Annotated in this window: 20 protein-coding genes, 1 tRNA gene and 2 riboswitches; of the genes, 11 read left to right on the top strand and 10 right to left on the bottom strand. The window is 71.3% G+C overall.

The features are described 5' to 3' along the window. Positions 1–33: 33 nt before the first annotated feature. Positions 34–130: riboswitch (cobalamin riboswitch) on the bottom strand. A gap of 82 nt (positions 131–212) precedes the next feature. The 3 genes from ACWCP8_RS12330 (at position 213) to ACWCP8_RS12320 (ending at position 3,750) form a co-directional block, all read left to right on the top strand. Beyond that, on the top strand, positions 213–1,538 hold the full coding sequence (locus tag ACWCP8_RS12330) for a cobalamin biosynthesis protein CobG (protein ID WP_451115795.1): 1,326 nt from the start codon (positions 213–215) through the stop codon (positions 1,536–1,538). A 68-nt stretch (positions 1,539–1,606) separates the two neighbouring features. Further along, positions 1,607–2,233: a precorrin-8X methylmutase gene (locus ACWCP8_RS12325; RefSeq protein ID WP_326604643.1), complete on the top strand. Its 627-nt coding sequence runs from the start codon at positions 1,607–1,609 to the stop codon at positions 2,231–2,233. A gap of 2 nt (positions 2,234–2,235) precedes the next feature. Continuing rightward, positions 2,236–3,750, top strand: a complete 1,515-nt coding sequence (locus ACWCP8_RS12320) for a precorrin-2 C(20)-methyltransferase (protein ID WP_451115792.1) — start codon at positions 2,236–2,238, stop codon at positions 3,748–3,750. A 64-nt stretch (positions 3,751–3,814) separates the two neighbouring features. On the opposite strand, the gene ACWCP8_RS12315 is transcribed toward ACWCP8_RS12320, so the two are convergent. Further along, on the bottom strand, positions 3,815–4,561 hold the full coding sequence (locus ACWCP8_RS12315; protein ID WP_451115790.1) for a cobalt-precorrin-6A reductase: 747 nt from the start codon (positions 4,559–4,561) through the stop codon (positions 3,815–3,817). 15 nt (positions 4,562–4,576) lie between these two features. On the opposite strand from ACWCP8_RS12315, the gene ACWCP8_RS12310 reads away from it, so the two are divergent. Continuing rightward, positions 4,577–5,692, top strand: a complete 1,116-nt coding sequence (locus ACWCP8_RS12310; protein ID WP_382840909.1) for a cobalt-precorrin-5B (C(1))-methyltransferase — start codon at positions 4,577–4,579, stop codon at positions 5,690–5,692. 115 nt (positions 5,693–5,807) lie between these two features. On the opposite strand, the gene cobM is transcribed toward ACWCP8_RS12310, so the two are convergent. The 5 genes from cobM to ACWCP8_RS12285 all read right to left on the bottom strand — a co-directional run bounded on the left by cobM (position 5,808) and on the right by ACWCP8_RS12285 (position 10,499). Then, on the bottom strand, positions 5,808–6,557 hold the full coding sequence (cobM, locus tag ACWCP8_RS12305) for a precorrin-4 C(11)-methyltransferase (RefSeq protein WP_352264211.1): 750 nt from the start codon (positions 6,555–6,557) through the stop codon (positions 5,808–5,810). Further along, positions 6,554–7,843: a precorrin-6y C5,15-methyltransferase (decarboxylating) subunit CbiE gene (gene cbiE, locus ACWCP8_RS12300; protein ID WP_451115788.1), complete on the bottom strand. Its 1,290-nt coding sequence runs from the start codon at positions 7,841–7,843 to the stop codon at positions 6,554–6,556. Before cbiE ends, cobM begins: the two co-directional genes overlap by 4 nt. A 206-nt stretch (positions 7,844–8,049) precedes the next feature. Beyond that, a complete protein-coding gene (locus tag ACWCP8_RS12295; RefSeq protein ID WP_356004418.1) occupies positions 8,050–8,457 on the bottom strand; it encodes an SSI family serine proteinase inhibitor in 408 nt (135 codons plus the stop codon). A 335-nt stretch (positions 8,458–8,792) separates the two neighbouring features. Continuing rightward, a complete protein-coding gene (locus ACWCP8_RS12290) occupies positions 8,793–9,041 on the bottom strand; it encodes a hypothetical protein (RefSeq protein ID WP_352264216.1) in 249 nt (82 codons plus the stop codon). Between the two features lie 72 nt (positions 9,042–9,113). Beyond that, positions 9,114–10,499 carry an FAD-binding oxidoreductase gene (locus ACWCP8_RS12285; protein WP_352264218.1) on the bottom strand — a complete coding sequence of 462 codons (1,386 nt, stop codon included), beginning with the start codon at positions 10,497–10,499 and terminating at the stop codon, positions 9,114–9,116. 149 nt (positions 10,500–10,648) lie between these two features. On the opposite strand from ACWCP8_RS12285, the gene ACWCP8_RS12280 reads away from it, so the two are divergent. Next, positions 10,649–11,806: a sulfite oxidase gene (locus ACWCP8_RS12280; protein ID WP_352264220.1), complete on the top strand. Its 1,158-nt coding sequence runs from the start codon at positions 10,649–10,651 to the stop codon at positions 11,804–11,806. A gap of 39 nt (positions 11,807–11,845) precedes the next feature. Here the strand turns inward: ACWCP8_RS12280 and ACWCP8_RS12275 are convergent, their stop codons facing one another. Beyond that, positions 11,846–12,262, bottom strand: a complete 417-nt coding sequence (locus ACWCP8_RS12275; RefSeq protein ID WP_352264222.1) for an SHOCT domain-containing protein — start codon at positions 12,260–12,262, stop codon at positions 11,846–11,848. A gap of 211 nt (positions 12,263–12,473) precedes the next feature. On the opposite strand from ACWCP8_RS12275, the gene ACWCP8_RS12270 reads away from it, so the two are divergent. From ACWCP8_RS12270 to ACWCP8_RS12245, 6 genes are all read left to right on the top strand, one after another. Next, complete coding sequence (locus ACWCP8_RS12270) at positions 12,474–12,644, top strand: hypothetical protein (protein WP_451115784.1); 171 nt, start codon at positions 12,474–12,476, stop codon at positions 12,642–12,644. A gap of 100 nt (positions 12,645–12,744) precedes the next feature. Beyond that, positions 12,745–13,941 (top strand): SPFH domain-containing protein, encoded by a 1,197-nt coding sequence (locus tag ACWCP8_RS12265; protein ID WP_352264226.1) that lies wholly within the window; start codon positions 12,745–12,747, stop codon positions 13,939–13,941. 117 nt (positions 13,942–14,058) lie between these two features. Continuing rightward, positions 14,059–14,132 (top strand) — tRNA-Met (locus tag ACWCP8_RS12260). 328 nt (positions 14,133–14,460) lie between these two features. Beyond that, on the top strand, positions 14,461–15,603 hold the full coding sequence (locus ACWCP8_RS12255) for a PP2C family protein-serine/threonine phosphatase (RefSeq protein WP_352264279.1): 1,143 nt from the start codon (positions 14,461–14,463) through the stop codon (positions 15,601–15,603). A 248-nt stretch (positions 15,604–15,851) separates the two neighbouring features. Beyond that, positions 15,852–16,004: riboswitch (cyclic di-AMP (ydaO/yuaA leader) on the top strand. An 11-nt stretch (positions 16,005–16,015) separates the two neighbouring features. Beyond that, entirely contained in the window at positions 16,016–17,134 is a 1,119-nt protein-coding gene (locus ACWCP8_RS12250; RefSeq protein WP_352264228.1) for a M23 family metallopeptidase, read from the top strand. A 177-nt stretch (positions 17,135–17,311) separates the two neighbouring features. Next, the gene (locus ACWCP8_RS12245; protein WP_451115781.1) at positions 17,312–18,256 is read left to right on the top strand and encodes an aldo/keto reductase; all 945 of its coding nucleotides are present in this window, start codon (positions 17,312–17,314) and stop codon (positions 18,254–18,256) included. A 4-nt stretch (positions 18,257–18,260) separates the two neighbouring features. Here the strand turns inward: ACWCP8_RS12245 and ACWCP8_RS12240 are convergent, their stop codons facing one another. The 3 genes from ACWCP8_RS12240 to lhgO form a co-directional block, all read right to left on the bottom strand. Beyond that, positions 18,261–19,850, bottom strand: coding sequence for a PrsW family intramembrane metalloprotease (locus ACWCP8_RS12240; RefSeq protein ID WP_451115779.1), 1,590 nt, complete (start codon positions 19,848–19,850; stop codon positions 18,261–18,263). A 97-nt stretch (positions 19,851–19,947) separates the two neighbouring features. Next, entirely contained in the window at positions 19,948–20,757 is an 810-nt protein-coding gene (gene trmB, locus ACWCP8_RS12235; protein WP_356004402.1) for a tRNA (guanosine(46)-N7)-methyltransferase TrmB, read from the bottom strand. Next, entirely contained in the window at positions 20,750–22,006 is a 1,257-nt protein-coding gene (gene lhgO, locus ACWCP8_RS12230; RefSeq protein ID WP_352264236.1) for an L-2-hydroxyglutarate oxidase, read from the bottom strand. The genes trmB and lhgO overlap by 8 nt, the downstream gene beginning before the upstream one ends. Between the last annotated feature and the right edge of the window lie 61 nt (positions 22,007–22,067).

The following is a 22,067-nucleotide window of genomic DNA, read 5'->3' as shown; positions in this document are numbered from 1 at the left end:
CCTGCTCGAGCAGGATCGAGAGCTTGGGGAAGGGAGTTCCTGACTCGCCCGGTCGTTGCGGCCGGACTCACAGTGGCGGGACCGCGCCGGATTCGCACCGGGCTTCCTCCCATGTCGCCGTCTCTGGCGATACCGGGCCGGGTGGCCCGCTGCTAGGCATAGTAAGGGCCATACATCGGATGGGATTCATACAGCTCAGGATGATGGTCGGTATGCTCGCCGCCATGTCCACTTCGCCCACTCCGCCGTCGGGCTCGGGGGAGCCCCCGTCCCGGGACCGTGGCGATGCCTGCCCGGGGTCGCTGCGGCTGCACCGGGCGGACGACGGCGCGCTGGCGCGGGTGCGGATCCCCGGTGGTGTGCTGAGCGTCCGGCAGGCGGACGTGCTCCTGGAGGCCGCACGGGAGTTGGGCGACGGTGAGCTGCATCTCACTTCGCGGGGCAATGTCCAGTTGCGCGGGCTCGGCCAGGAGTGCGGCGGACGGCTCGCCGAACTCCTCGGCGGGGCAGGGCTGCTGCCGTCCCGGCGTCATGAGCGGATACGTAACGTGGTGGCCTCCCCGCTCTCCGGGCTCGACGGCCGGGGCCGGTCGGACGTCCGGCCGTGGCTGACCGCGCTGGACGGGTTGTTGTGCGGAAGTGACAAAGCGGTCGGGTTGTCCGGCCGCTTTCTGTTCGCTCTCGACGACGGCCGCGGTGACGTGGATGCGCTGGGTGCGGACGTGACGTTGCTGGGGAGGAGCGACGGGAGTGCGCTGCTGCGGATCGGGACCGCGGGGGCGGTTCTGAGGGTCTCCGGGGCGGATGCGCCCCGTGCCGCGCTCATTGCCGCCGAGACGTTCGTGGACGTGGCGCGGGAGGCGGGCGCCTGGCGGGTGAGCGAACTTCCGCTTGCTTCCGAGGAGTTGCTGGAGACGACGGAAACGGCGTTGGGTGCGGCCGGAGTTGACGCGGCCCGCCACGTGGAGCACGTACCACCGCCGACGGCGACGCAGGAGCCCGCGTACGGGCTCGTCGGCACCTCCGGGCCGGCCGCACTCTGTGTGGGTGTGCCGTTCGGACGCCTGACCGGTGCGCAGTGGGAGAGCCTGGCCCGCGCGGGCGGTGAGGTGCGGCTGACCCCCTGGCGGAGCGTCGTCGTGACAGGTGTGGCGCGCGGCGCGGCGGCGGCGTGGCTGGCCGAGTGGGGCGCAGCCGGACTGGTGGCCGGGCCCGACTCCGCGTGGAGCGGCGTAGGGGCCTGCATCGGCCGGCCGGGCTGTGCGAAGTCCCTGGCCGATGTACGGGGGGACGCGGAGGCCGCGGAGGCCGCGGTGACGGCGGGGGAGCCGGGCATCGTGCGACTCCCCGTGTACTGGTCCGGCTGTGAACGCCGGTGCGGCCACCCCAAGGGCAGCTGGGTCGACGTCGGCGCGGTCCCCGGCGGGTACCAGGTGTCCCAGGTGCGCGGAGACGTGCGGGGCGCCCCGGCGACTGTCCACGGCAGCCCGTCCGACCTGGCCGCCGCAGTGACGGCCGCCCGCAGCACCTGTAGCTGAACCACCGGCCCCAGGGCCCCACAGTTCGTCAGCCCGACCACCCACCGACCGGAGAGAGCGAAACCACCGTGTTCCAGTACGAGAAGGACGGACCGGCGATCTACCGCCAGTCCTTCGCCACCATCCGCGCCGAGGCGGATCTCGCGGGCCTGCCCGCCGACGTCAGCCAGGTCGCGGTCCGCATGATCCACGCCTGCGGCATGGTCGACCTCGTACGCGACATCGATTTCACCCCGGGCGTGGTGGCCGACGCCCGCCGGGCGCTGCGCTCCGGTGCGCCGATCCTGTGCGACGTGGCCATGGTCGCCAGCGGTGTCACCCGCAAGCGACTGCCCGCCGACAACGAGGTCATCTGCACGCTGTCGGACCCCACGGTCCCCGATCTCGCCGCGAAGCTGGGCACGACCCGCAGCGCCGCCGCGATGGAGCTGTGGCGGGACCGCATGGAAGGGGCGGTGGTGGCCGTGGGCAACGCGCCGACCGCACTGTTCCGGCTGCTCGAGATGATCGAGGAAGGTGCTCCCCGCCCGGCCGCAGTCATCGGTGTGCCCGTCGGCTTCGTCGGAGCCGCCGAGTCCAAGGACGCCCTGGCCGACCATCCGTCCGGTCTGGAACACCTGGTCGTACGGGGCCGTCGCGGCGGCAGTGCCATAGCCGCGGCCGCGCTCAACGCGATCGCCAGCGAGGAAGAGTAAGAGTGAGCGAACAGAACACGGGCCGGCTGTACGGGGTGGGACTCGGGCCCGGCGATCCGGCACTGATGACCGTACGCGCGGTGCAGATCATCGCCGAGGCCGATGTCATCGCCTATCACAGCGCCCGCCACGGACGGTCCATCGCACGCTCCATCGCCGCCGAGCACATCCGCGCGGACCACATCGAGGAGAAGCTGGTCTACCCGGTCACGACGGAGACCACCGACCACCCCGGGGGCTACCGGGGTGCGATGGAGGAGTTCTACGGCGAGGCCGCGGCCCGGCTGGCGGTGCACCTGGACGCCGGACGGACGGTGGCGGTGCTCGCCGAGGGCGACCCGATGTTCTACGGCTCGTACATGCACATGCACAAGCGGCTCGCCGACCGCTATCCCACCGAGGTGATCCCCGGCGTCACTTCGGTCAGCGCGGCCGCCGCGCGGCTCGGCACCCCGCTCGCCGAGGGCGAAGAGGTGCTGACGATCCTGCCCGGCACCCTGCCGGAGGAGGAGCTGACGGCCAGGCTTGCCGCCACCGACGCCGCCGTGGTGATGAAGCTGGGGCGCACGTTCCCCGCGGTGCGCCGCGCCTTCGAGGCGTCGGGGCGGCTCGACGAGGCGCACTACGTGGAGCGCGTCACGATGGCCGGGGAGCGTACCGGCGATCTGGCGGACATCGACCCGGAATCCGTGCCGTACTTCGCCGTCGCGGTGCTGCCCAGCCGGATCGACGCACCCCGCCCGGAAGCGAGTGCGGACGCGGCCGGCACCGGTGAGGTCGTGGTCGTCGGCACCGGTCCCGCCGGACCGCTGTGGCTGACCCCGGAGACCCGCGGGGCGCTGGCCGCCGCCGACGACCTCGTCGGCTACACCACGTACCTGGACCGGGTTCCGGTCCGCCCCGGACAGGCCCGCCACGGCTCCGACAACAAGGTGGAGTCGGAGCGTGCCGAGTTCGCCCTCGACCTGGCCCGCCGCGGCCGCCGCGTGGCCGTGGTGTCGGGCGGTGATCCGGGGATCTTCGCCATGGCGACCGCCGTACTGGAGGTGGCCTCGCAGGACGTGTACGCGAAGGTGCCCGTGCGGGTGCTGCCCGGGGTGACCGCGGCCAACGCCGCCGCCGCCCGTGCGGGCGCGCCGCTCGGCCACGACTACGCCACGATCTCGCTCTCCGACCGGCTCAAGCCGTGGGAGGTGATCGCCGCCCGGCTGCGCGCCGCCGCGGCGGCGGATCTGGTGCTGGCGCTGTACAACCCGGGTTCGCGGACCCGCACCGAGCAGGTCGGCAGGGCCCGTGACCTGCTGCTGGAGCACCGTTCCCCGGATACACCGGTGGTGGTGGGCCGGGATGTGGGCGGGCCCACGGAGAGCGTACGGATCGTCACCCTGGCCGAGCTGGAACCGGCCGAGGTCGACATGCGGACGATCCTGCTGGTCGGTTCCTCGCAGACGCGGTCGGTGCGACGGGGGGACGGCCGGCAGATCGTGTGGACGCCGCGGCGGTACCCGGAGGCCTGAGGCCCGGCCTCAGAGCCTGTCGGGTGACCTCTGATCGGGCGGACGAAGGTCACCCGACAGGCTCTCAGCGGCGCAGGCCGGCCAGCCAGTCCACGGCGAGTTCCGGCGTACCGACCACACGTACGCCCTCCGGGACCGGCGGCCGGCGGACCACTACCACCGGGATGCCGGCCTCCCGGGCGGCGGCCAGCTTCGGTGCGGTGGCGTCACCCCCGCTGTCCTTCGTGACGATGACATCGAGGCGGTGACGGCGGATCAGCTCGCGCTCGCCGTCGAGGGTGAAGGGCCCCCGGTCCAGCAGGATCTCCATCCGCGCCGGGCGCGGTCCGTCGGGGGCGTCCACGGACCGCATCAGGAACCACAGGGAGTCGAGGCCGGCGAAGGCGGCGAGTCCCATCCGGCCCGTGGTCAGGAAGACGCGGCGGCCCAGCGCGGGCAGGGCGGCGGCCGCCTCGTCCAGCGATCCGACCGGATGCCAGCGGTCGCCGTCGACGGGCACCCAGCCGGGCCGGCGCAGCGCGAGCAGGGGAACATGGGCGGCGGCGGCGGCCGACGCCGCATGGAAACTGATCGTCCCGGCGAAAGGATGGGTGGCATCGATGAGCGCGTCGACCCGGTGCGTACGCAGCCACTCGGCGAGCCCGTCGGCTCCGCCGAACCCGCCGACCCGCACCTCGCCGGGCGGCAGCCTCGGACTGGCCACCCGGCCGGCGAGCGAGCTGGTGACCCGGGCCCCGGCGGGGAGCGCCCCCGCCAGGCTCTCGGCGAGGCGGCGGGCCTCCGTCGTGCCACCGAGGACGAGTACGTGCATGGGATCGGTCCAGACATGAGTGAGGCGAAGGGCGGGCGCAGCGCCCAACTCAAACACACCGGTCTGCGGCCCGGCTGGACGACCGGTGCCTGTGCGACCGCGGCCACGACCGCGGCGTACACGGCCCTGCTGACCGGCGACTTCCCCGACCCGGTGTCCATCACCCTGCCGAAGGGCCAGACCCCCGCGTTCGCGCTGGCGGTGGAGGAGCTCGACGGGGAGCGGGCGACGGTCGGTGTGGTCAAGGACGCGGGAGACGACCCGGACGTGACACACGGCGCGCTGGTGCGGGCCACCGTGCGCCGCCTGCCGCCCGGTTCGGGTGTGGTGTTCCGGGCCGGTCCGGGGGTGGGCACGGTGACCCGCCCCGGTCTGCCGCTCGACGTCGGCGAGCCCGCGATCAACCCGATGCCGCGGCAGATGATGCGCGACCACATCGCGCGCGTTGCTGCGGACCACGGGGCCACCGGCGACGTCGAGATCACCGTGTCCGTCGATCACGGTGAGGAGATCGCCCGTTCCACGTGGAACGGACGCCTGGGCATCCTGGGCGGTCTGTCCATCCTCGGCACGACCGGGGTCGTCGTCCCGTACTCCTGCTCGGCGTGGATCGACTCGATCCGCCGCGGCGTGGACGTGGCCCGCGCGGCGGGGCACACACATGTGGCGGGGTGCACGGGGTCGACCTCGGAGAAGACCGTGGTCGCCGAGTACGGCCTGCCGGAGATCGCCCTGCTCGACATGGGGGACTTCGCGGGAGCGGTGCTCAAGTACGTACGCAGGCATCCGGTGGACCGGCTGACGGTCTGCGGCGGGTTCGCGAAGCTGTCGAAGCTCGCGGCGGGCCATCTGGATCTGCACTCGGCCCGCTCCCAGGTGGACAAGGGGTTCCTCGCCGAACTCGCCCGGCAGGGCGGCGCGGACGCAGCCCTGACCGCCGAAGTGGCGGACGCCAACACGGGCCTGGCCGCCCTTCAGCTGTGCGCGGCGGCCGGGGTCCCGCTGGGTGACCTGGTCGCGGTGGCCGCGCGCGACCAGGCGCTGTCGGTGCTGCGCGGGGCGCCGGTGGCCGTGGACGTCATCTGTATCGACCGGGCGGGCGCGGTCGTCGGCCGCAGCGGAGTCCACTGACCGCTTGGTTTCCCCACCCCGCCCCTTCCCGGGAGTCCTCGATCGCGGGACGGGCTCGATGTGCACGCCCGTCCGGCGAGTGAGGGCCGGGGTCCGAGGCGGAGCCCTTCCGGGGTCAGCAGACGTGCCGGTCGCGCTCCGCCGAGTAAAGGTGGCTGTCGCGGAACTGCTCGGCGCCCAGCGTGCGGCCGACCATGATGACGGCCGTACGGATCACTCCGGCGGCCTTCACCTGCTCGGCGATGCCGCTCAGCGAACCGCGCAGGATCAGCTCGTCAGGGCGGGAAGCCATGGCCACCACGGCGGCCGGGCAGTCGGCCCCGTAGTGCGGCAGCAACTCCTCGACCACCCGGTCCACATACCGGGCGGCCAGGTGCAGCACGATCAGCGCACCGCTGCGCCCGAGCGTCGCCAGGTCCTCGCCGTCCGGCATGGCTGTGGCGCGGTGGGCGATCCGGGTGAGGATGACGGTCTGGCCGACGGTCGGCACGGTCAGCTCCCGCTTCAGCGCTGCGGCGGCCGCCGCGAACGCCGGTACGCCGGGCACCACTTCGTACGGCACACCCGCCGCGTCGAGCCGCCGCATCTGCTCGGCGACCGCGCTGAAGACGGACGGGTCGCCGGAGTGCAGCCGGGCCACGTCGTGCCCGTCCTCGTGGGCGCGTACCAACTCGTCGGTGATCTCGTCGAGGTTGAGCTGCGCGGTGTCGACGAGGAGGGCGTCCGACGGGCATTCGGCGAGCAGCTCGCGGGGGACCAGGCTGCCCGCGTACAGACAGACCTGGCAGGCGGCGAGCGTCCGGGCACCGCGCACCGTGATCAGGTCGGCGGCGCCGGGCCCGGCGCCGATGAAGTACACGGTCATCTGTTCTCTCCTGATGAGGACGGTGAGGACGGTATCGGGGAGGTGCCGACGGGCTTGCACACGGACCACTGGGTGACCGGCATGGCCTGCCGCCAGCCGGTGAAGCCGCCGACGGGCACGGCGTGCGCCACGGCGAGCCGTACCAGCTCGCCGCCGTGGTGCCGGTACCGCTCGGCGAGCAGCGCCTCGGACTCCAGCGTGACGGTGTTGGCGACCAGCCGTCCGCCGGGTGGCAGTGCGTCCCAGCAGGCGTCGAGCAGCCCCGGCGCGGTCAGCCCACCGCCGATGAACACGGCATCCGGCACCGGCAGTCCGGCGAGCGCCTCCGGGGCCCGGCCGGTGACCACACGCAGTGCGGGGACGCCGAGCCGGTCCGCGTTGCGGGCGATACGCCCGGCCCGTACCGGGTCGCGCTCGACCGTGACGGCACGGCAGGACGGGTGCGTACGCATCCACTCGACGGCGATCGATCCGGAACCGCCGCCGATGTCCCACAGCAGCTCGCCGGGCGCCGGGGCCAGCGCGCCGAGCGTGGCGGCGCGGACATGACGCTTGGTGAGCTGTCCGTCGTGCTCGTACGCGTCGTCCGGCAGCCCGGGTACGGCGCCGAGCCGCAGCGCGTCCGGGGACCGACGGCACTCGACCGCAATGACGTTGAGCGGATCGCCCGCCGGATGCGCCCACCCGCCGGCCGTCCCCGTGACACAGTCCTCGGCCTCGCCGCCGAGCTGTTCCAGCACCCGCATCGGGCTGGGCCCGAAGCCGTGTTCGCGGAGCAGCACGGCCACTTCACCGGGAGTTCCGGCACCCGCGCTCAGCACCAGCAGCCGCCGGCCCTCGTGCAGGGCGGCGGCCAGCCGGGCGGTGGCTCTGCCCACCAGCGTGATGACCTCGGTGTCCTCCAGCGGCCAGCCGAGCCGGGCACAGGCATAGGAGACGGACGACGGATGCGGCAGGACGCGGAGGTTCCCGGCACCCAACTCCTCGCAGAGCGCGCGCCCGATGCCGTAGAACATGGGGTCGCCACTGGCCAGCACGGCGACCCGAAGGCCCCGATGCGCGGCAAGGAGACCGGCCACGGCGGGCCGCAGCGGAGAAGGCCAGGGCACACGGCGCCCCGTACAGGCCGGCGGCAGCAGGTCCAGCTGCCGCGCACCGCCGATCACCGCCTGCGCGTCGAGCAGCACCGCGCGCGAGCTCTCCGGCAGCCCCGCCCACCCGTCGGCGCCGATCCCCACCACGGTCGGCGCAGGTGGCGGGGGTATTGCGGGCTCTGCGGGGATCACGGCCGGTACCTCGGTGTTCGGGGGCTGACGCAGCCGAAACTCTACTGTTCGCGCTGACCGACGAGATCGTTCCGGCCGGGTGAGCATCGCCATACGTACGCCGGAACGCCCTCGGCCGGACAGGGCTTCTCACCGGGTCGTAGGACAGCGGAACGCCCCTGCCCGGCGCGTGGGCCGGGCAGGGGCGTTCGGAGTCGAAGCCCGGGTCAGAATGCGAAGACGGGTCCTGCGGCCGCCTCCATGGCGGAGGCGTTCGGGTAGGTGCGCTGCCAGTCCACCGTGTCGCCGTCGTACATCCCGTTCGCGGTGACCGTGACGGGGTCGTAGATCAGCGGGTACAGGTGCGGGTTGCCGGGCAGCCTGTCGAAGTCGCCCCCGGCCTCGTCCAGCGCGGCGCACGCCTCCGCCGCCTTCGGGTGATGGCTCCGGGAGGTGGCCGGACACTGGAGGGCGATGCCGCGGATCCAGGTGTTCTCGCTGCCGGAGACGGTCAGGAAGAGGATGGTTTCCGGCGTGTCGGCGTGCGCGGTCGGGGACATGAGCAGGGGTGCGGCCAGGGCGGCTGCTGTCAGCGAGGCGGCGGCCAGGCGCCGGGCGACGGTAGAGATGATCACGGTGGGGGTAACGAACCGCCGGTCACGAGGACACGAGCGGTGTTCCCTCCGGGGGTGGTGAACGGAAGGTTCCGGCATGCCGTTCGATCCGTGACGGCAGCTCGTATCGGCAGGGCTGCCCCACTCCGCCCGTGCAGGACGGAAACCGCACGCCCGCGGAGCAGATCCTCATGGGCGTGGGCATCATCCCCGCACCACCGAGTTGATGCGGACATGGAAGCGGCCCCGATGGTCTCGCCACCGGAGCCGGCCCTTCCAGGGCGCCACACGTGAGAGTGTGCGTCCTTGCTTTCAGGATACACCGCAAATCGGTCTAAAGCGGATTCGTTTTCCGTCTATTCCGTGCCGCCGTGCCACTGCCCCTCGACGCGGAACCACAGGCCCGGCGCGTAGACCGCATGGACGACCGGGGCTTCCCCCCTCGGCACCTGCAGGATCCTCAAGGCGCCGCTGGGGAGCAGGTCGTACTCGTAGACCATCGCGGAGTCGCCCTCCGTGACGTCCGCGTACGAGATGTCCGCCACCCCCCGCTCCGCGTATTCCTTGGGGGGACGATTCTCGACCAACTTGACGAAAACACCCATATTTTGACGATAGGACCGCCGAAGCCGTCGCGCTCGCCGGACGGCATCCCACGACCGAGGAACCAGAAGCGGTCAGTGCTGCTCGGCCGGCGTGATGTTCTGGTTGGCGTGGAAGAAGTTGTCCGGGTCGTAGGCCTGCTTGATCTTCGCGAGCCTGTCGTAGTGACCGCGGTAGGTGGCCTTCACCCGGTCCGGCGTCTCACCCGCGCCCATGAAGTTCACGTACGCGCCACCCATCGAGTGCGGATGCAGCTCCTCCCAGTAGTCCACGCACCACTGCCTGAGCTTCTCGGCGCTGTCCGGGTCCGGGTCGATGCCCGCGATGACACCGGACCAGACCGCGTCCCGGTAGGCCCAGGCCGTGTCGTCGGGGCCGAGTCGGTGGGCGGCTCCGTCGACCGGGTACAGATGCATGGTCGACAGGTCGGTGGGGAGGTTCTCGGCGTACTTGGTGTGTACGTCGATGGCGCCGTCCGTGATCCGGTCGAAGAGGTTGCCGCGCCAGTACCACTGCAGACCGGCCGGGAGCAGTTCGTCGAACATGCCCTGCAGTGCGGGGTACGGCATCGGTGCCGTGAAGTGGAAGGCCGGCGGACCCGGTTCGTTCACGACCTTGAGGGTCTCTTCGAGGAGTTCGGGGTCGCCGGTCCAGCACCAGACGACGCCGCACACCTTCTGGCTGTGCAGCTCCTCCGGGAACGGCGGGCCGGGCGGCACGCTGAGCGCCGCGAAGAAGCCGTTCAGCTTCTCGGGCGCCTGCGGCAGGAAGTCCCGGTACCACTCGAGGACTTCGCGGGTCCGGTCGACCGGCCACACGGTGATCGCCACACCCACGGTGTCCACCGGGTGCAGCCGGAAGCTGAACGAGGTGACGACGCCGAAGTTCCCGCCGCCGCCACGCAGGGCCCAGAACAGATCGGCGTTCTCGCTCTCGTTCGCGGTGACGAAGCTGCCGTCGGCCAGTACGACGTCCGCTGCGAGCAGGTTGTCCACCGTCAGGCCGTAGCTGCGGGTGAGATAGCCGTGGCCGCCACCGAGGGTGAGGCCGCCGATGCCTGTGGTGGACTGGATCCCGGCCGGGGTGGCCAGCCCGAAGCCGTGGGCGGCGTGGTCGAGGTCGGCGAGCCTGCTGCCGCCGCCGACGCGGGCGGTCCGGGTGCTCGGATCGATGTGTGCCCAGCGCATGGGCGACAGGTCGAGGGTGACGCCGTCGTCCACCAGGCAGAGTCCGCCACCGCTGTGTCCGCCGCCCCGGACGGCGAGTTCGAGACCTTCGTCGCGGATGAAGCGGACCGCGGCCATGACGTCCGCCGCGTCCGCGCACCGCACCACGGCAGCCGGACGCCGGTCGATCATGGCGTTGTAGATCGTGCGGGCCTCGCGGTACTCCGGGTCCTGCGGACCGATGACCGGGCCGCGCAGCGCGGTTCGCATCGCTTCGAGAGTGGTGCCGTCCATAGTCGTCTCCTTGTCGGGCCCGCGGACCGCCGATCCCTCCACGCTCCCGCCGGGCGGGGGGCGGTGCAATCGCGCAGAGCCGCGCAAAGAGCGACATGCGGTGTCGGGGAGCGGTGGGCGCCGGACGCCGGCGGGCGCACCATGAAGCCATGGATGGAGGTCCAGGGCCTTTTGCCGGCGACATCAGCCCATCGGCGCGCCTCGCCGGGCCCGGCGAGGGAATCAGCCCGGAGGAACTCGCGCTCGCGGCCCGCAACCACGGACTGCCGCTGGAGGCGCTGCGCTACGACATCACCCCGCCCGGACTGCACTACGTACTGGTCCACTACGACATCCCGTACGTCCCCGACACCTCCGTCGCGCGCTCCCACGGCTGGCAGCTCACCGTGCACGGCCGGGTCCGCAGACCGCTGGCACTGGACGTGGCGGCCCTGCGGTCGTTCCCGGCCGTCACCCTCCGCGTCACGATGGAGTGCGCGGGCAACGGCCGGGCCCTGCTCGCACCGCGCCCGGTCAGTCAGCCGTGGCTGGTCGAGGCGGTCGGTACGGCGGAGTGGACCGGGGTGCCGCTGCGGCTGCTGCTCGCCGAGGCCGGAGTCGAGCCGGACGCCATCGAGGTTGTCTTCTGCGGGGCCGACCACGGGGTCGAGCGGGGCGTCGAGCAGGACTACCGGCGGAGCCTGCCGCTGGACGTGGCCACCGGAGACGACCCGGAAGTGCTGGTGGCGTACCGGATGAACGGCGGGCCACTGCCGCCGCAGCACGGCCATCCGCTACGGCTGGTGGTGCCCGGCTGGTACGGCATGGCGCATGTGAAGTGGCTCCGCGAGATCCGGCTCACCGGCACCCCGTTCACCGGTTTCCAGCAGGCGACGGCCTACCGCTACCGCCAGGAGCCCGGTGATCCGGGCCAGCCCGTCACCCGTATGGCCCCGCGGGCGCTGATGATCCCGCCGGGGTACCCGGACTTCATGTCCAGGATCCGTTTCGTACGCCCCGGCCGCGTGCTGCTGGAAGGAAGGGCCTGGTCAGGGTGGCCGCCGGTCACCCGGGTCGAGGTGACCACGGACGACTGCCGTTCCTGGTACGACGCCGAACTCACCCCGCCGGACAGGAGCGGGGCCCACCTCTGGGCCTGGCAACGGTGGCAGTCGTTCTGGATAGCCACGCCCGGAGACCATGTCCTCGCCGCCCGCGCCACCGATGCGGCGGGCCGGGTCCAGCCGCTGACCCAGCCGTGGAACCGCGGCGGCTTCGGCAACAACCGCGTCCAGCGGATCCCGGTCCATTGCGGGCCGGGACGCTGAGATGAGGAGTACGCCCGGGGGCCGGAGGGGCGATGCGGCTCAGATGAGGAGCTTCGTCTTCGCCTGCCGGTACTCCTCTTCCGTGATGGCGCCCCGGTCCTTGAGGTCCGCGAGTTTCGCCAGCTCCTCGACGCTGCCGCGGCTCTTCGGTGCGCCGCCACCCGTGTCACCGGCGCCTGCGGCCTCGCGCACGTACGCCTTGAAGGCGGCCTCTCTCTCCTGGGCCTCCTTGAGGTCGCGCTTCCCCATGGATTTGCCGCGCGCGATCACATAGATCAGGACGCCGAGATACGGCAGCACCAGGGCCAGGATCAGCCAGCCGGCTTTGGCCCAGCCGCCCAGGTCGTCGCTGCGGAAGATGTCCGCGATGACCTTGAAGAGGAGGAACAGCCACATGATCCAGAGGAAGAACCAGAGCATGGTCCAGAACAGATTGAGCAGGGGGTAGTCGTCCATGTTCGGCTCCCTGGTCGTCGCTGTGGCGCAGCGTCGAATGCCTGAATTCTGAATCAGTCATATCACCAGATATGGACGCCTGCTCGTCGTCGTTCGAGGCCGTTCCTCCGGGGTGGTGCGGAGTACCTTGGAATCATGAGGGAGGCGTGGGCGAGGGCGTATGAGAGCCGCAGATGAGTCGGCCCTGAGCCCGGTCGGGGCGATCGGGCGCGTGACCGTGCCGATCCCGCAGGGCGGCCCGGGCGAAGTGCTGGTGGCCGTACGGGGTGGCTCGGAGGCCTACACCGCATGGTCGACGACGTCGATCGACAGGGACGAACGCGTGGTTGTCGTCGACTCGGTCTCGGCGCGCAGCGTGTTGGTCGAACGGCTGCCGGCCTGAACGCAGGAATCGGAGCCGAGACCCGACGCAGGGACCGACGCCAGGGACCGACGCCGAGAGCCGACACCGAGATGAAATGACCTACGGCAGGAGTTCGCTCATGTTGTTCTGGCACGTTCCCGCGCCCAACGAGGCGATGCTCATCTCCGGATCGAAGCGGCAGACGCAGGACACCCAGTTCCGGATCGTCACCGGCCACGGCAGTTTCGTCGTACCCGTGAAGCAGAAGGCGCGCATGCTCTCCCTGGCGCTGCGTGAGGCGGAGATCACCGAGGACTGCGTCACCCAGCAGGGCATCCGTCTCAACGTCCGCGCAGTCGCCGTCTTCAAGGTCGGTGACGACGCCGTCTCCATCGCCAACGCCGCACGCCGCTTCCTGTCCGAGCAGGAACAGATGGAGGAGCTCGCCGGCCGGATCTTCGCCGGTCACCTGCGTTCCATCATCGGCGGGCTGACCGTCGAACAGATCATCCGGGAACGGAACCGGGTCTCCCAGGAGGTCATCGCAGGCAGCCACGGCGAGATGGAGAAACTCGGCATCGTCGTGGACGCCCTCCAGATCCAGGAGATCGACGACGCCACCGGCTACATCAACAACCTCGCCGCCCCGCACGCGGCCGCCGTCGCCAGCCAGGCCCGGATCGCCCAGGCCAGGGCCGACCAGGAAGCGGCCGAGCGCGAGCAGCAGGCCGCGGCGCTCAAGGCCGAGTACGAACGGGACACCGCGATCAAGCGGGCCGGCTTCCTCGCCGAGACCGAGCAGTACAACGCCCGCGCCGCCCAGGCCGGACCGCTGGCCCAGGCCAGGGCGTCGCAGGAGGTCATCGAGGAGCAGACGGCTCTGGCCGAGCGGCAGGCCGCGCTGGCCGCACAGCGGCTGGAGGCGGAGGTCAGGCGTCCGGCGGACGCCGAGGCGTACCGGCAGCGCACGCTCGCCGAGGCAGCCCGGGACCGGGCGAAGTTCCAGGCCGACGGCAACGCGTACGCCGAACGGACCCTGGCCCAGGCGCAGGCCGACGCCAACACCGCCCGCGCCGCCTCGCTCCGGGACGGCAACCAGGAACTGATCGCGGCCAATCGCATCGTGGAGAACCTGCCGACGCTGGCCGACGCGGCCGCCCGCGGGATGAAGGGGGCCAACCTCACCGTGCTCAACGGCACCAACGGGGTCAACGAGATGGCGGCCGGGGTGGTGGGCCAGGGGCTGGCCATCCTCCACTCGCTCCAGCGCAGCGCGAGCGCGGGAAAACCGGCGGTCGACGCGAAGCGGGCGCCGCGCATCACCGACTCGAACTGACCTGCGCATGGCAGGGGGGAAGGCGCGGGAAAGGCGGCGGGGCCCTTTTTGGATCGGGCAGCCAATTCGTCGGTGGTCAGCAGTCCGTTCCTGATGGCGTAGAGTTGTGTTTACCGACGCGGGGTGGAGCAGCTCGGTAGCTCGCTGGGCTCATAACCCAGAGGTCGCAGGTTCAAATCCTGTCCCCGCTACTGAAGAGTCAGGCCCGGCATGCATAAGCGTGCCGGGCCTGATTCATGTTTTCCGTCCCCCCTTTGGCCGATGAGGAGTCGCCGCGCGACGCCGCTCCGGCAAGCCTGGGAAGCGGGGCGCAGTCCGCAGCCGTGCGCGTGCAGGTCAGGACAGCCGTGCGGGTACCGGGCAGGGACAGCCGGGCGGGTACGGGGTATGAGACCACAGGGCGCACCGCCCAGGACAGCACAGGGCGCACCGCCCAGAGCAGCACAGGGCGCGCCGGGCAGGAGACCACAGGTGGGGATGGCGAAGGAGCTGCGCGTGGGGCGGGTCAGGGGGCGGGCCATGGTGCGCGGCTGGGCCTGGTGGTTCGTCCGTGCGCTGCCGACTCTGATGATCATCGGTGGGCTGGTGTTCGACTACCTCAGCCCACCGCCCTTCACCGCCGTGCCGATGTTCGTGGCCGCTCCGTTGATCGCCGCACCGTTCTTCTCGCCGGTCGGCACCGTCCTCACCGGCGTCGCCGCGGTTTTCTCGATCCTCTCGCTGCGGTTGTCCAGCGGCAGTCCGCTGCACGTCGTGCCGTTCATCGAGCTCGCCACCGTGATCACGGTCGCGGCCCTCGCCGTCGTCATCAACCGGGTCGTACGACGCAGCAACGAGCAGCTGGCTTCGGCGCGGGTCATCGCGGAGACCGCGATGCGGGCCGTGCTGCCGACGCCGTCCGAGCGGATCGGGGGGCTCCATGTCGCCGCGCGGTACGAGGCGGCCCAGGCGGACGAATTCGTCGGTGGTGACCTGTTCGCCGTGGCGGAGAGCTCGTACGGGGTACGGCTCGTGGTCGGGGACGTGCGGGGCAAGGGCCTCGAAGCAGTCGGGACGGTGGCGGTGGTCATCGGCGCGTTCCGGGAGGCCGCCGAGCAGGAGGATTCGCTGGAGGGCGTGGCGCGGAGGCTGGAGCGGGCGCTGGCGCGGGAGGGGGCGCGGCAGGGAGGGATCGATCCGGTCGAGGGGTTCGTCACCGCCGTGCTCGCCGAGATCCCGCCCGGTGCGGCCGAGGTGCGGATCGTCAACCGCGGTCATCCCGAGCCGCTGCTGCTCCACCCCGACGGCTCACTGGAGGCGTTGTTCCCGACGGTGCCCGCGCTGCCGCTCGGCATGGACCTGGGGGCGTGGACGGACCGGGCCGACGTATGGGAGCTGGCCGCCGGGATGACGCTGCTTGCGTACACGGACGGACTCTCCGAGGCGCGGGACGCCCAAGGGGACTTCTACGATCCGGCGGCCCGGCTGCGCGGGCGGATCTTTCCCGGGCCCGAGGAGCTGCTGTCCGCGCTGGCCGACGACGTACGGCTGCACACCGGCGGCAGGTCCACCGACGACATGGCGCTGCTCGCGGTCGCACGTCCCGCGCGGGGGCAGCCGAAGCGGCGCAGGACTGTGAAGATCGTGGGCCGGGACGCGAGCGAGGAAGAGCTGAGTCGGTGAAGGGGTTTTGCAGAGTGATGCCACCGTGCGTAATCGAAAGGCCTCACTCCGCATAACATTTGATACAACGTCAGAAAACGTGTGGTGGTTGAGTGGCGATCAACTCGCCCGTTTCCGCCCGATTGTGTCCCGTAAAGTCCAGGCCAAGACCGTTAACGATCAGTGGGAACGGCTTGGAATCGGACCCGTCCGTCTATTAACGTTCGATAACGCAGCGCGGTTGTCCCAGCCGTCGTCAGTGGCGGCACCGTGCGCGAGCGCCGAATTCCGCAAGGAAACCGGGGAACCACCTACATGGGGTGAATCGGACACCTGTGTCTCGTGAGAGGCAGAGGGATCCGTAGGAGACCTTCCTGCTCCGAACCCGTCAGCTAACCCGGTAGGCGAGAAGGAAGGAAAGGAGTGCGCCCCCGTGGCGTCCAACAAGCCTGCCCCCGAAGCCCCCTCCCGGTTCGGCTCCGACTTCACGACCGAGTACGGAACCGAGCAGCGAACCGATTTCGGCGCCGAGTTCACCACTGAGTTCGCGACCGACGGTTTCGGTGAGACCGACCGGGCGTGGGAGGAATGGAACCCCACGGAGGAGTCCGTCCGCCCCGTACGCGGCAAGCACCGCGTCGTCAAGCAGCGCAACGGGCTGGCCCGCAGCTCCACGGTGCTCGGAGTCGGCGTCATCGCGGCCGTGGGCGCGGGTGGCATGGCCACCGCGCAGAGCAAGCCGCCGGTCTCCATCTCCCTTCCCGATTCCCTCGCGGACAACCTCCCCGACGCCAAGTCCCTTCCCGGCGTGGGGGCCCTGTTCTCCGACGAGTCCGCCACCGACCAGGCGAAGTCCGCGGCTGCCGCCGCCCCGCTCACCAGCGCCGGCATCACCGTCGCCGAGGCCGAGCAGGGCACCACCGACGCCGGCGAGGCGCTGCGCGCCCGCATCCTCCAGCAGGCCGAGCAGCAGCAGAACGCCGCCGAGGCGGAGGCCAAGGCCGCTGAGGAGAAGGCCGCCGCGGAGAAGGCTGCCGCCGAGGCCAAGGCGAAGCAGGACGTCGCCGAGGCCAAGGCCGCCGCCGAGAAGAAGAAGGCGGAGGAAGAGGCGAAGGCGAAGGCCGAGGCCGCCCGGCTGGCCAAGCTCGCCGCCTCCTACGCCATCCCCACCTCGTCGTACACGATCACCTCGACCTTCGGTGAAGCCGGTTCGATGTGGTCCTCCGGCTACCACACCGGACTCGACTTCGCGGCGCCGACCGGCACCCCGATCAAGGCCATCCACAGCGCCACCGTCAAGTCGGCGGGCTGGTCCGGTTCGTACGGCTACCGCACGGTCCTGGAGCTCGAGGACGGTACGGAGCTGTGGTTCTGCCACCAGTCGTCGATCGACGTCAGCGTCGGCCAGAAGGTCACCACCGGTGACACCATCGGCCGCGTCGGAGCCACCGGCAACGTGACCGGACCCCACCTCCACCTGGAGGTCCACACCCCGGACGGCACGGGTATCGACCCGATGACCTGGCTGCGCGACAAGGGCCTCACCGTCTGAGCCCGCGCCGGTTCTCCGGCCTCTCAAACCCGGCAGTCCTGACGCTCACCCCCCGACGTCAGGGCTGCCGGTCTGCTCCACCCCGGTCCTTGCGACGCCGGTGCGGATGCGGATGCGGATGCCCGTGCGGCCCCCCGGTACGGAATAGCGGCCGCGGCGGAGTCCGTTGATCCATTTATGACATCTCTTCGTAAGCTCGGCACTTCCGACCTCCAGGTCTTCCCGCTCGCGCTCGGTGGCAACGTCTTCGGCTGGACCGCCGACGAGGAGCAGTCGTTCGCCGTGCTCGACGCGTACGTCGCGGCGGGCGGCAACTTCCTGGACACCGCCGACGCGTACTCCGCGTGGATCCCCGGCAACGAGGGCGGTGAGTCGGAGACGGTCATCGGCAAGTGGCTCGCCGCACGCGCCAACCGTTCCGACATCGTCGTCGCGACCAAGGTCGGCGCCCACCCCGCGTACAAGGGGCTCTCCGCCGCCACCATCAAGGCCGCGGCCGAGGAGTCGCTGCACCGGCTGGGCACCGACCACATCGACCTCTACTACACGCACTTCGACGACGAGACCGTTCCTGTCGAGGAGATCATCACCGCCCTCGACCAGCTGGTGAAGGAGGGCAAGGTGCGCGAGGTCGCCGCCTCCAACATCAGCCCGGAGCGGCTCCGGGCGTCCCTGGACTTCTCCGAACGCGAGGGGCTCGCCCGTTACGTCGCCCTGCAGCCGCACTACAACCTCGTATCCCGCGACACCTACGAGGGTGAGCTCCAGGAGACGGCCGCACGCGCCGGTCTCGCCGCCGTCCCGTACTTCGCCCTGGCCTCGGGCTTCCTCACCGGTAAGTACCGTCCGGGTGCGTCGGTGGAGAGCGCGCGGGCCGAGAAGGCCGGCCAGTACCTGGCGTCGGAGCGCGGACAGCAGGTCCTGGCCGCACTCGACAAGGTCGCCAAGGAGCGCAGCGCCGAGATCGCGACCGTCGCCCTGGCCTGGCTCGCCGCCCGTCCGACCGTCGCCGCACCGATCGCCTCCGCCCGTACGGTCGAGCAGGTGCCCGCCCTGGTGGCCATGGCCGACCTTCAGCTGACCGAGCAGGAACTCGCGGAGCTCACCGAGGCATCCGCCTGAGCCCTCACCAGGAGCGCGGAGGCGGGCCGCTGCCGTACGGCGACCGGACATACGGCTGCTGGGCATGGGGTGGCAGATACGGGTTCGGGCTGTAGCCGCCGTACTGCATCTGCGGGGCCGGCCCCGCAGATATGTACCGGGGGTGCAGGCGGCCCGTCGCCTGCGCCGCGTACGTCAGCGCGGGTGCCGCCACCTCCCTGCGCTGCCAGAGGTGGTGCAGCAGCTCCAGCTCGCGCGCCACGAAGTCCGGGTCCGCGGCCCCGCGGCGGGCCCGGCGGCGCAGGAACGCCAGCGACGTCGCGAACGACTCGTACTCGGCGACCGCACGGGCGGCCGCTCTGCCGCGCGCCTTGGCATGACTGCGGACCTGCGCCACGACCCGGCTGCTGCCGTACGCCGGCGAGTGGGCTGGTGGCGGGCCGGGCGCGGGGTAGCCGTAGCCGGGACTTGTGTACGGCACTCCGTACGAGGTGCTGTACGCACTCGCGCTTCCGTAGGCACTCGCGTGCCGGTGGCGTGCCATGTCCCGGGCCATGCCGCGGGCCCGCATCGAGGAGAGCGCGAGCGGCTCCGCCGGGGTGAGCCAGCCGGCTGCCGCATAGGCGGGCAGCTCGGTGGCCAGCGTGCGCAGCTCCTGCTGCCGCGACCAGATCACCAGCCAGGTGATCAGCCCGAAGACCGGGACCATGAACACCCCGTACACGACATAGAAGCCGTACGGAACGAACGACCCCGAGCCGTTCCACAGGGCGTGCATGCCCATCGCGAGGATCAGCCCGAGCAGCGGCAGCAGGATCCGGCGGATGCGGTGACGACGTGCGCAGAGCGCCGCGAATCCGAAACCCAGGCCGGTCAGCACGGTGAAGAGGGGGTGCGCGAACGGCGTCATCACGACCCGTACGAAGAACGTCGCGGCCGTCACCGACGCGAAGCCCGAGGTGCCGATCTGCTGGTCCTCGCCGAAGGCATTGCCCAGATAGAGGATGTTCTCGGTGAAGGCGAAGCCCGTCGCGGTGAAGCCCGCGATGACGACGCCGTCGAGGATGCCGCTGAAGTGGCGCCCGCGGAAGAGGAAGATCAGCAGGACGGCCGTGGCCTTCGCGCTCTCCTCGACCACCGGTGCTATCACCGTGGCGCCGAGGGTGTCCGCGCTCGCCGGGTCGGCGGTGGCCGTCGCGATCCAGCGGGTCGCGAACGAATTCGCGATGATCGCGATCAGTGCGGCGGCGCAGGCGCCCCAGGCGAAGGCGAACAGCAGATTCCGCCAGGACCACGGCTCGACCCGGTCCAGCCAGCGGAACGCCGCCATCAGCAGCGGCACGGGCAGTACGGCGAGACCCAGTCCGACCAGGAAACCCTCCGTACCCGTCTGATCGCGGACCAGGGCGAGGATCACCAGCCCGCAGAGAGCCAGCACCGTGAAGACCGCGCCGACACGGAACGTCTTGCTCCGCCAGACCAGGCCGACCCGGCGCGGCCGGTAGCGCCACTGGCCCCGCTCCGGCACGGCCGCCAGGATCTCGCCGACCCGCTGCTCCTGGAGAAGCGGGACGGCCGGCTGCGACTGTTGCTGCTGCACAGACCCGTCGGACACCCGATGACCCTAACGAGAGGGACTGACAACTGACCATGGGGCGACGGGGGATGCGTACCGACCCGTCAGGAAATCAGCAGGTCAGCAGCTCTGCGGCTCAGCGACGGGCGAACAGCAGGTCGTGCACGACATGGCCCTTGTCCAGGCCCTGTCCCTCGAACCGGGTCAGCGGCCGGAACGCGGGCCGCGGTGCGTAGCCGCCGTCCGCCTGGGTGTTCTCGAAGCGGGGGTGCGCGGTCAGCACCTCCAGCATCTGCTCGGCGTACGGCTCCCAGTCGGTCGCACAGTGCAGCACGGCCCCCGGCTTCAGCCGCTGCGCCACCAGATCGAGGAACTCCGGCTGGATCAGCCGCCGCTTGTGGTGGCGCTTCTTGGGCCACGGGTCGGGGAAGTACACCCGCAGCCCGTCCAGCGAGTCCGGCGGCAGCATCTCGCGCAGCAGGATGATCGCGTCACCGTTGGCCACCCGGATGTTGGACAGTCCGTTCCGGTCCGCGAGACCGAGCAGGTTGCCCTGGCCCGGGGTGTGCACATCGACGGCAAGTATGCCGGTGCCCAGGTCGTCGGCCGCCATCCGGGCGGTGGCCTCACCCATCCCGAAGCCGATCTCCAGCACGACCGGGAGCCCGTCGAACAGCTCCGGCAAGTCGAGGACCGACTGCCCGTCGATGTCGAGACCCCACTTCGGCCAGAGCCGCTGCAGAGCGTCCTCCTGGCCGGGTGTGACACGGCTGCGGCGCGGCTGGAAACTGCGGATCCGGCGCTCGTGGTGCGAACCGGCCGGATCGGCGGCGGGCCCGCCGGGGAAGCGCGGCTCCTGACGCAGCCTGCGCTGCCGCTCGAAGGCGGCGACACGCAGATCGTGGGACTCGTCGGTCTCGGGGGCGGGATTCAAGGACTCAGACACAATGCCCCGATTCTACGGCGGGCGGCTTCCATCCCGTCCCGCGTGCCCGGAGCAGCGCCCTGCGTGCCACCTCCCGCCCGATGGGCAGCGAGGCCGTAGCGGCGGGCGACGGAGCATTCAGTACGTGCACGGTGTGCGGGGCCTCGCGGATCAGGAAGTCGTCCACCAGCGTGCCGTCGCGCAGTACCGCCTGGGCCCTGACACCGGCCGCGGCGGGTCGCAGATCATCCTCGGTGACCTCGGGCAGCAGCCGCCGCACCGCCGCCGTGAACGCGCGCTTCGACAGCGATCGGTGCACCTCTCCCGCCCCGTACCGCCAGTGCCTGCGCGCGATCCGCCAGGAGCCGGGCCAGGCCAGCGTGTCCAAGAGCTCATTCGGGCGTACGACCGGCCAGCCGTACCCCTCGCGGGCCAGCGCCGGCACCGCGTTCGGCCCGACGTGGACGCTGCCGTCGTGGCCCCGGGTCAGATGCACCCCGAGGAACGGGAACGCCGGGTCGGGGACCGGGTAGACCAGCCCGCGCACCAGATCCGGCCTGACCAGCTCGTAGTACTCCCCGCGGAAGGGCACGATCCGCATGCCCGGGTCGTCGCCCGCGAGGAGCGCCACCCGGTCGCACTGCAGCCCCGCGCAGTTGACCAGGACGCGGGCCCGCACCACCCGTCCGTCCGCCGTCCGCACCGCCACACCCCACGGGCGGCGGTCGATCGCCGTGACCTCCGCCCCGAACCGGATCAGCCCGCCCGCGCCACGCACCTCGGCCGCGAAACGCTCGGTGACCGCCTTGAAGTCGCACACCCCGGTCGTCCCGACCCGGATCGCCGCGAGCCCGCGCACCTGCGGCTCGTACTCCGCGATCTGCGCAGGTCCCAGCTCCCGCACCGGCAGCCCGTGATTCCGGCCGCGCTGCACCAGCGCGTGCAGCCGGGGCAGCTCGGACCGCTCGGTCGCGACGATCAGCTTGCCGGTCACCGCATGCGGAATGCCGTGCTCCGCACAGAAGTCGACCATCTCCGCGGCGCCGCGCACCGCATAGCGGGCCTTCAGCGAGCCGGGGCGGTAGTAGATGCCGCTGTGGATCACTCCGCTGTTGCGCCCCGTCTGATGACGCGCCGGGCCCCACTCCTTCTCCAGCACCGTCACCCGCGTGCCCGGAGCGGTCCGCGTGATCGCATACGCCGTCGACAGGCCGACGATCCCGCCGCCGATCACCAGCACATCGCAGTCGTACGCCGCGTGCGTCATCATCACGCCACCTCCCACCCCGATAGTGCACTGACCCACTGACAACGCACTCAAACCAGCGTGG

It is taken from the genome of Streptomyces sp. NPDC002206, assembly GCF_053593595.1.
Note: the sequence above shows the minus strand (reverse complement) of the source record. Positions and strands in the feature narration are given on the sequence as shown.

What these genes read in the sequence shown, in the direction of transcription:
- ACWCP8_RS12330 (WP_451115795.1), top strand. Translation starts at nt 213, where the DNA reads ATGCTCGCCGCCATGTCCACTTCGCCCACTCCGCCGTCGGGCTCGGGG.
- ACWCP8_RS12315 (WP_451115790.1), bottom strand. Translation starts at nt 4,561, where the DNA reads ATGCACGTACTCGTCCTCGGTGGCACGACGGAGGCCCGCCGCCTCGCC.
- ACWCP8_RS12310 (WP_382840909.1), top strand. Translation starts at nt 4,577, where the DNA reads ATGAGTGAGGCGAAGGGCGGGCGCAGCGCCCAACTCAAACACACCGGT.
- cobM (WP_352264211.1), bottom strand. Translation starts at nt 6,557, where the DNA reads ATGACCGTGTACTTCATCGGCGCCGGGCCCGGCGCCGCCGACCTGATC.
- ACWCP8_RS12290 (WP_352264216.1), bottom strand. Translation starts at nt 9,041, where the DNA reads ATGGGTGTTTTCGTCAAGTTGGTCGAGAATCGTCCCCCCAAGGAATAC.
- ACWCP8_RS12285 (WP_352264218.1), bottom strand. Translation starts at nt 10,499, where the DNA reads ATGGACGGCACCACTCTCGAAGCGATGCGAACCGCGCTGCGCGGCCCG.
- ACWCP8_RS12280 (WP_352264220.1), top strand. Translation starts at nt 10,649, where the DNA reads ATGGATGGAGGTCCAGGGCCTTTTGCCGGCGACATCAGCCCATCGGCG.
- ACWCP8_RS12275 (WP_352264222.1), bottom strand. Translation starts at nt 12,262, where the DNA reads ATGGACGACTACCCCCTGCTCAATCTGTTCTGGACCATGCTCTGGTTC.
- ACWCP8_RS12265 (WP_352264226.1), top strand. Translation starts at nt 12,745, where the DNA reads ATGTTGTTCTGGCACGTTCCCGCGCCCAACGAGGCGATGCTCATCTCC.
- ACWCP8_RS12255 (WP_352264279.1), top strand. Translation starts at nt 14,461, where the DNA reads ATGGTGCGCGGCTGGGCCTGGTGGTTCGTCCGTGCGCTGCCGACTCTG.
- ACWCP8_RS12245 (WP_451115781.1), top strand. Translation starts at nt 17,312, where the DNA reads ATGACATCTCTTCGTAAGCTCGGCACTTCCGACCTCCAGGTCTTCCCG.
- lhgO (WP_352264236.1), bottom strand. Translation starts at nt 22,006, where the DNA reads ATGATGACGCACGCGGCGTACGACTGCGATGTGCTGGTGATCGGCGGC.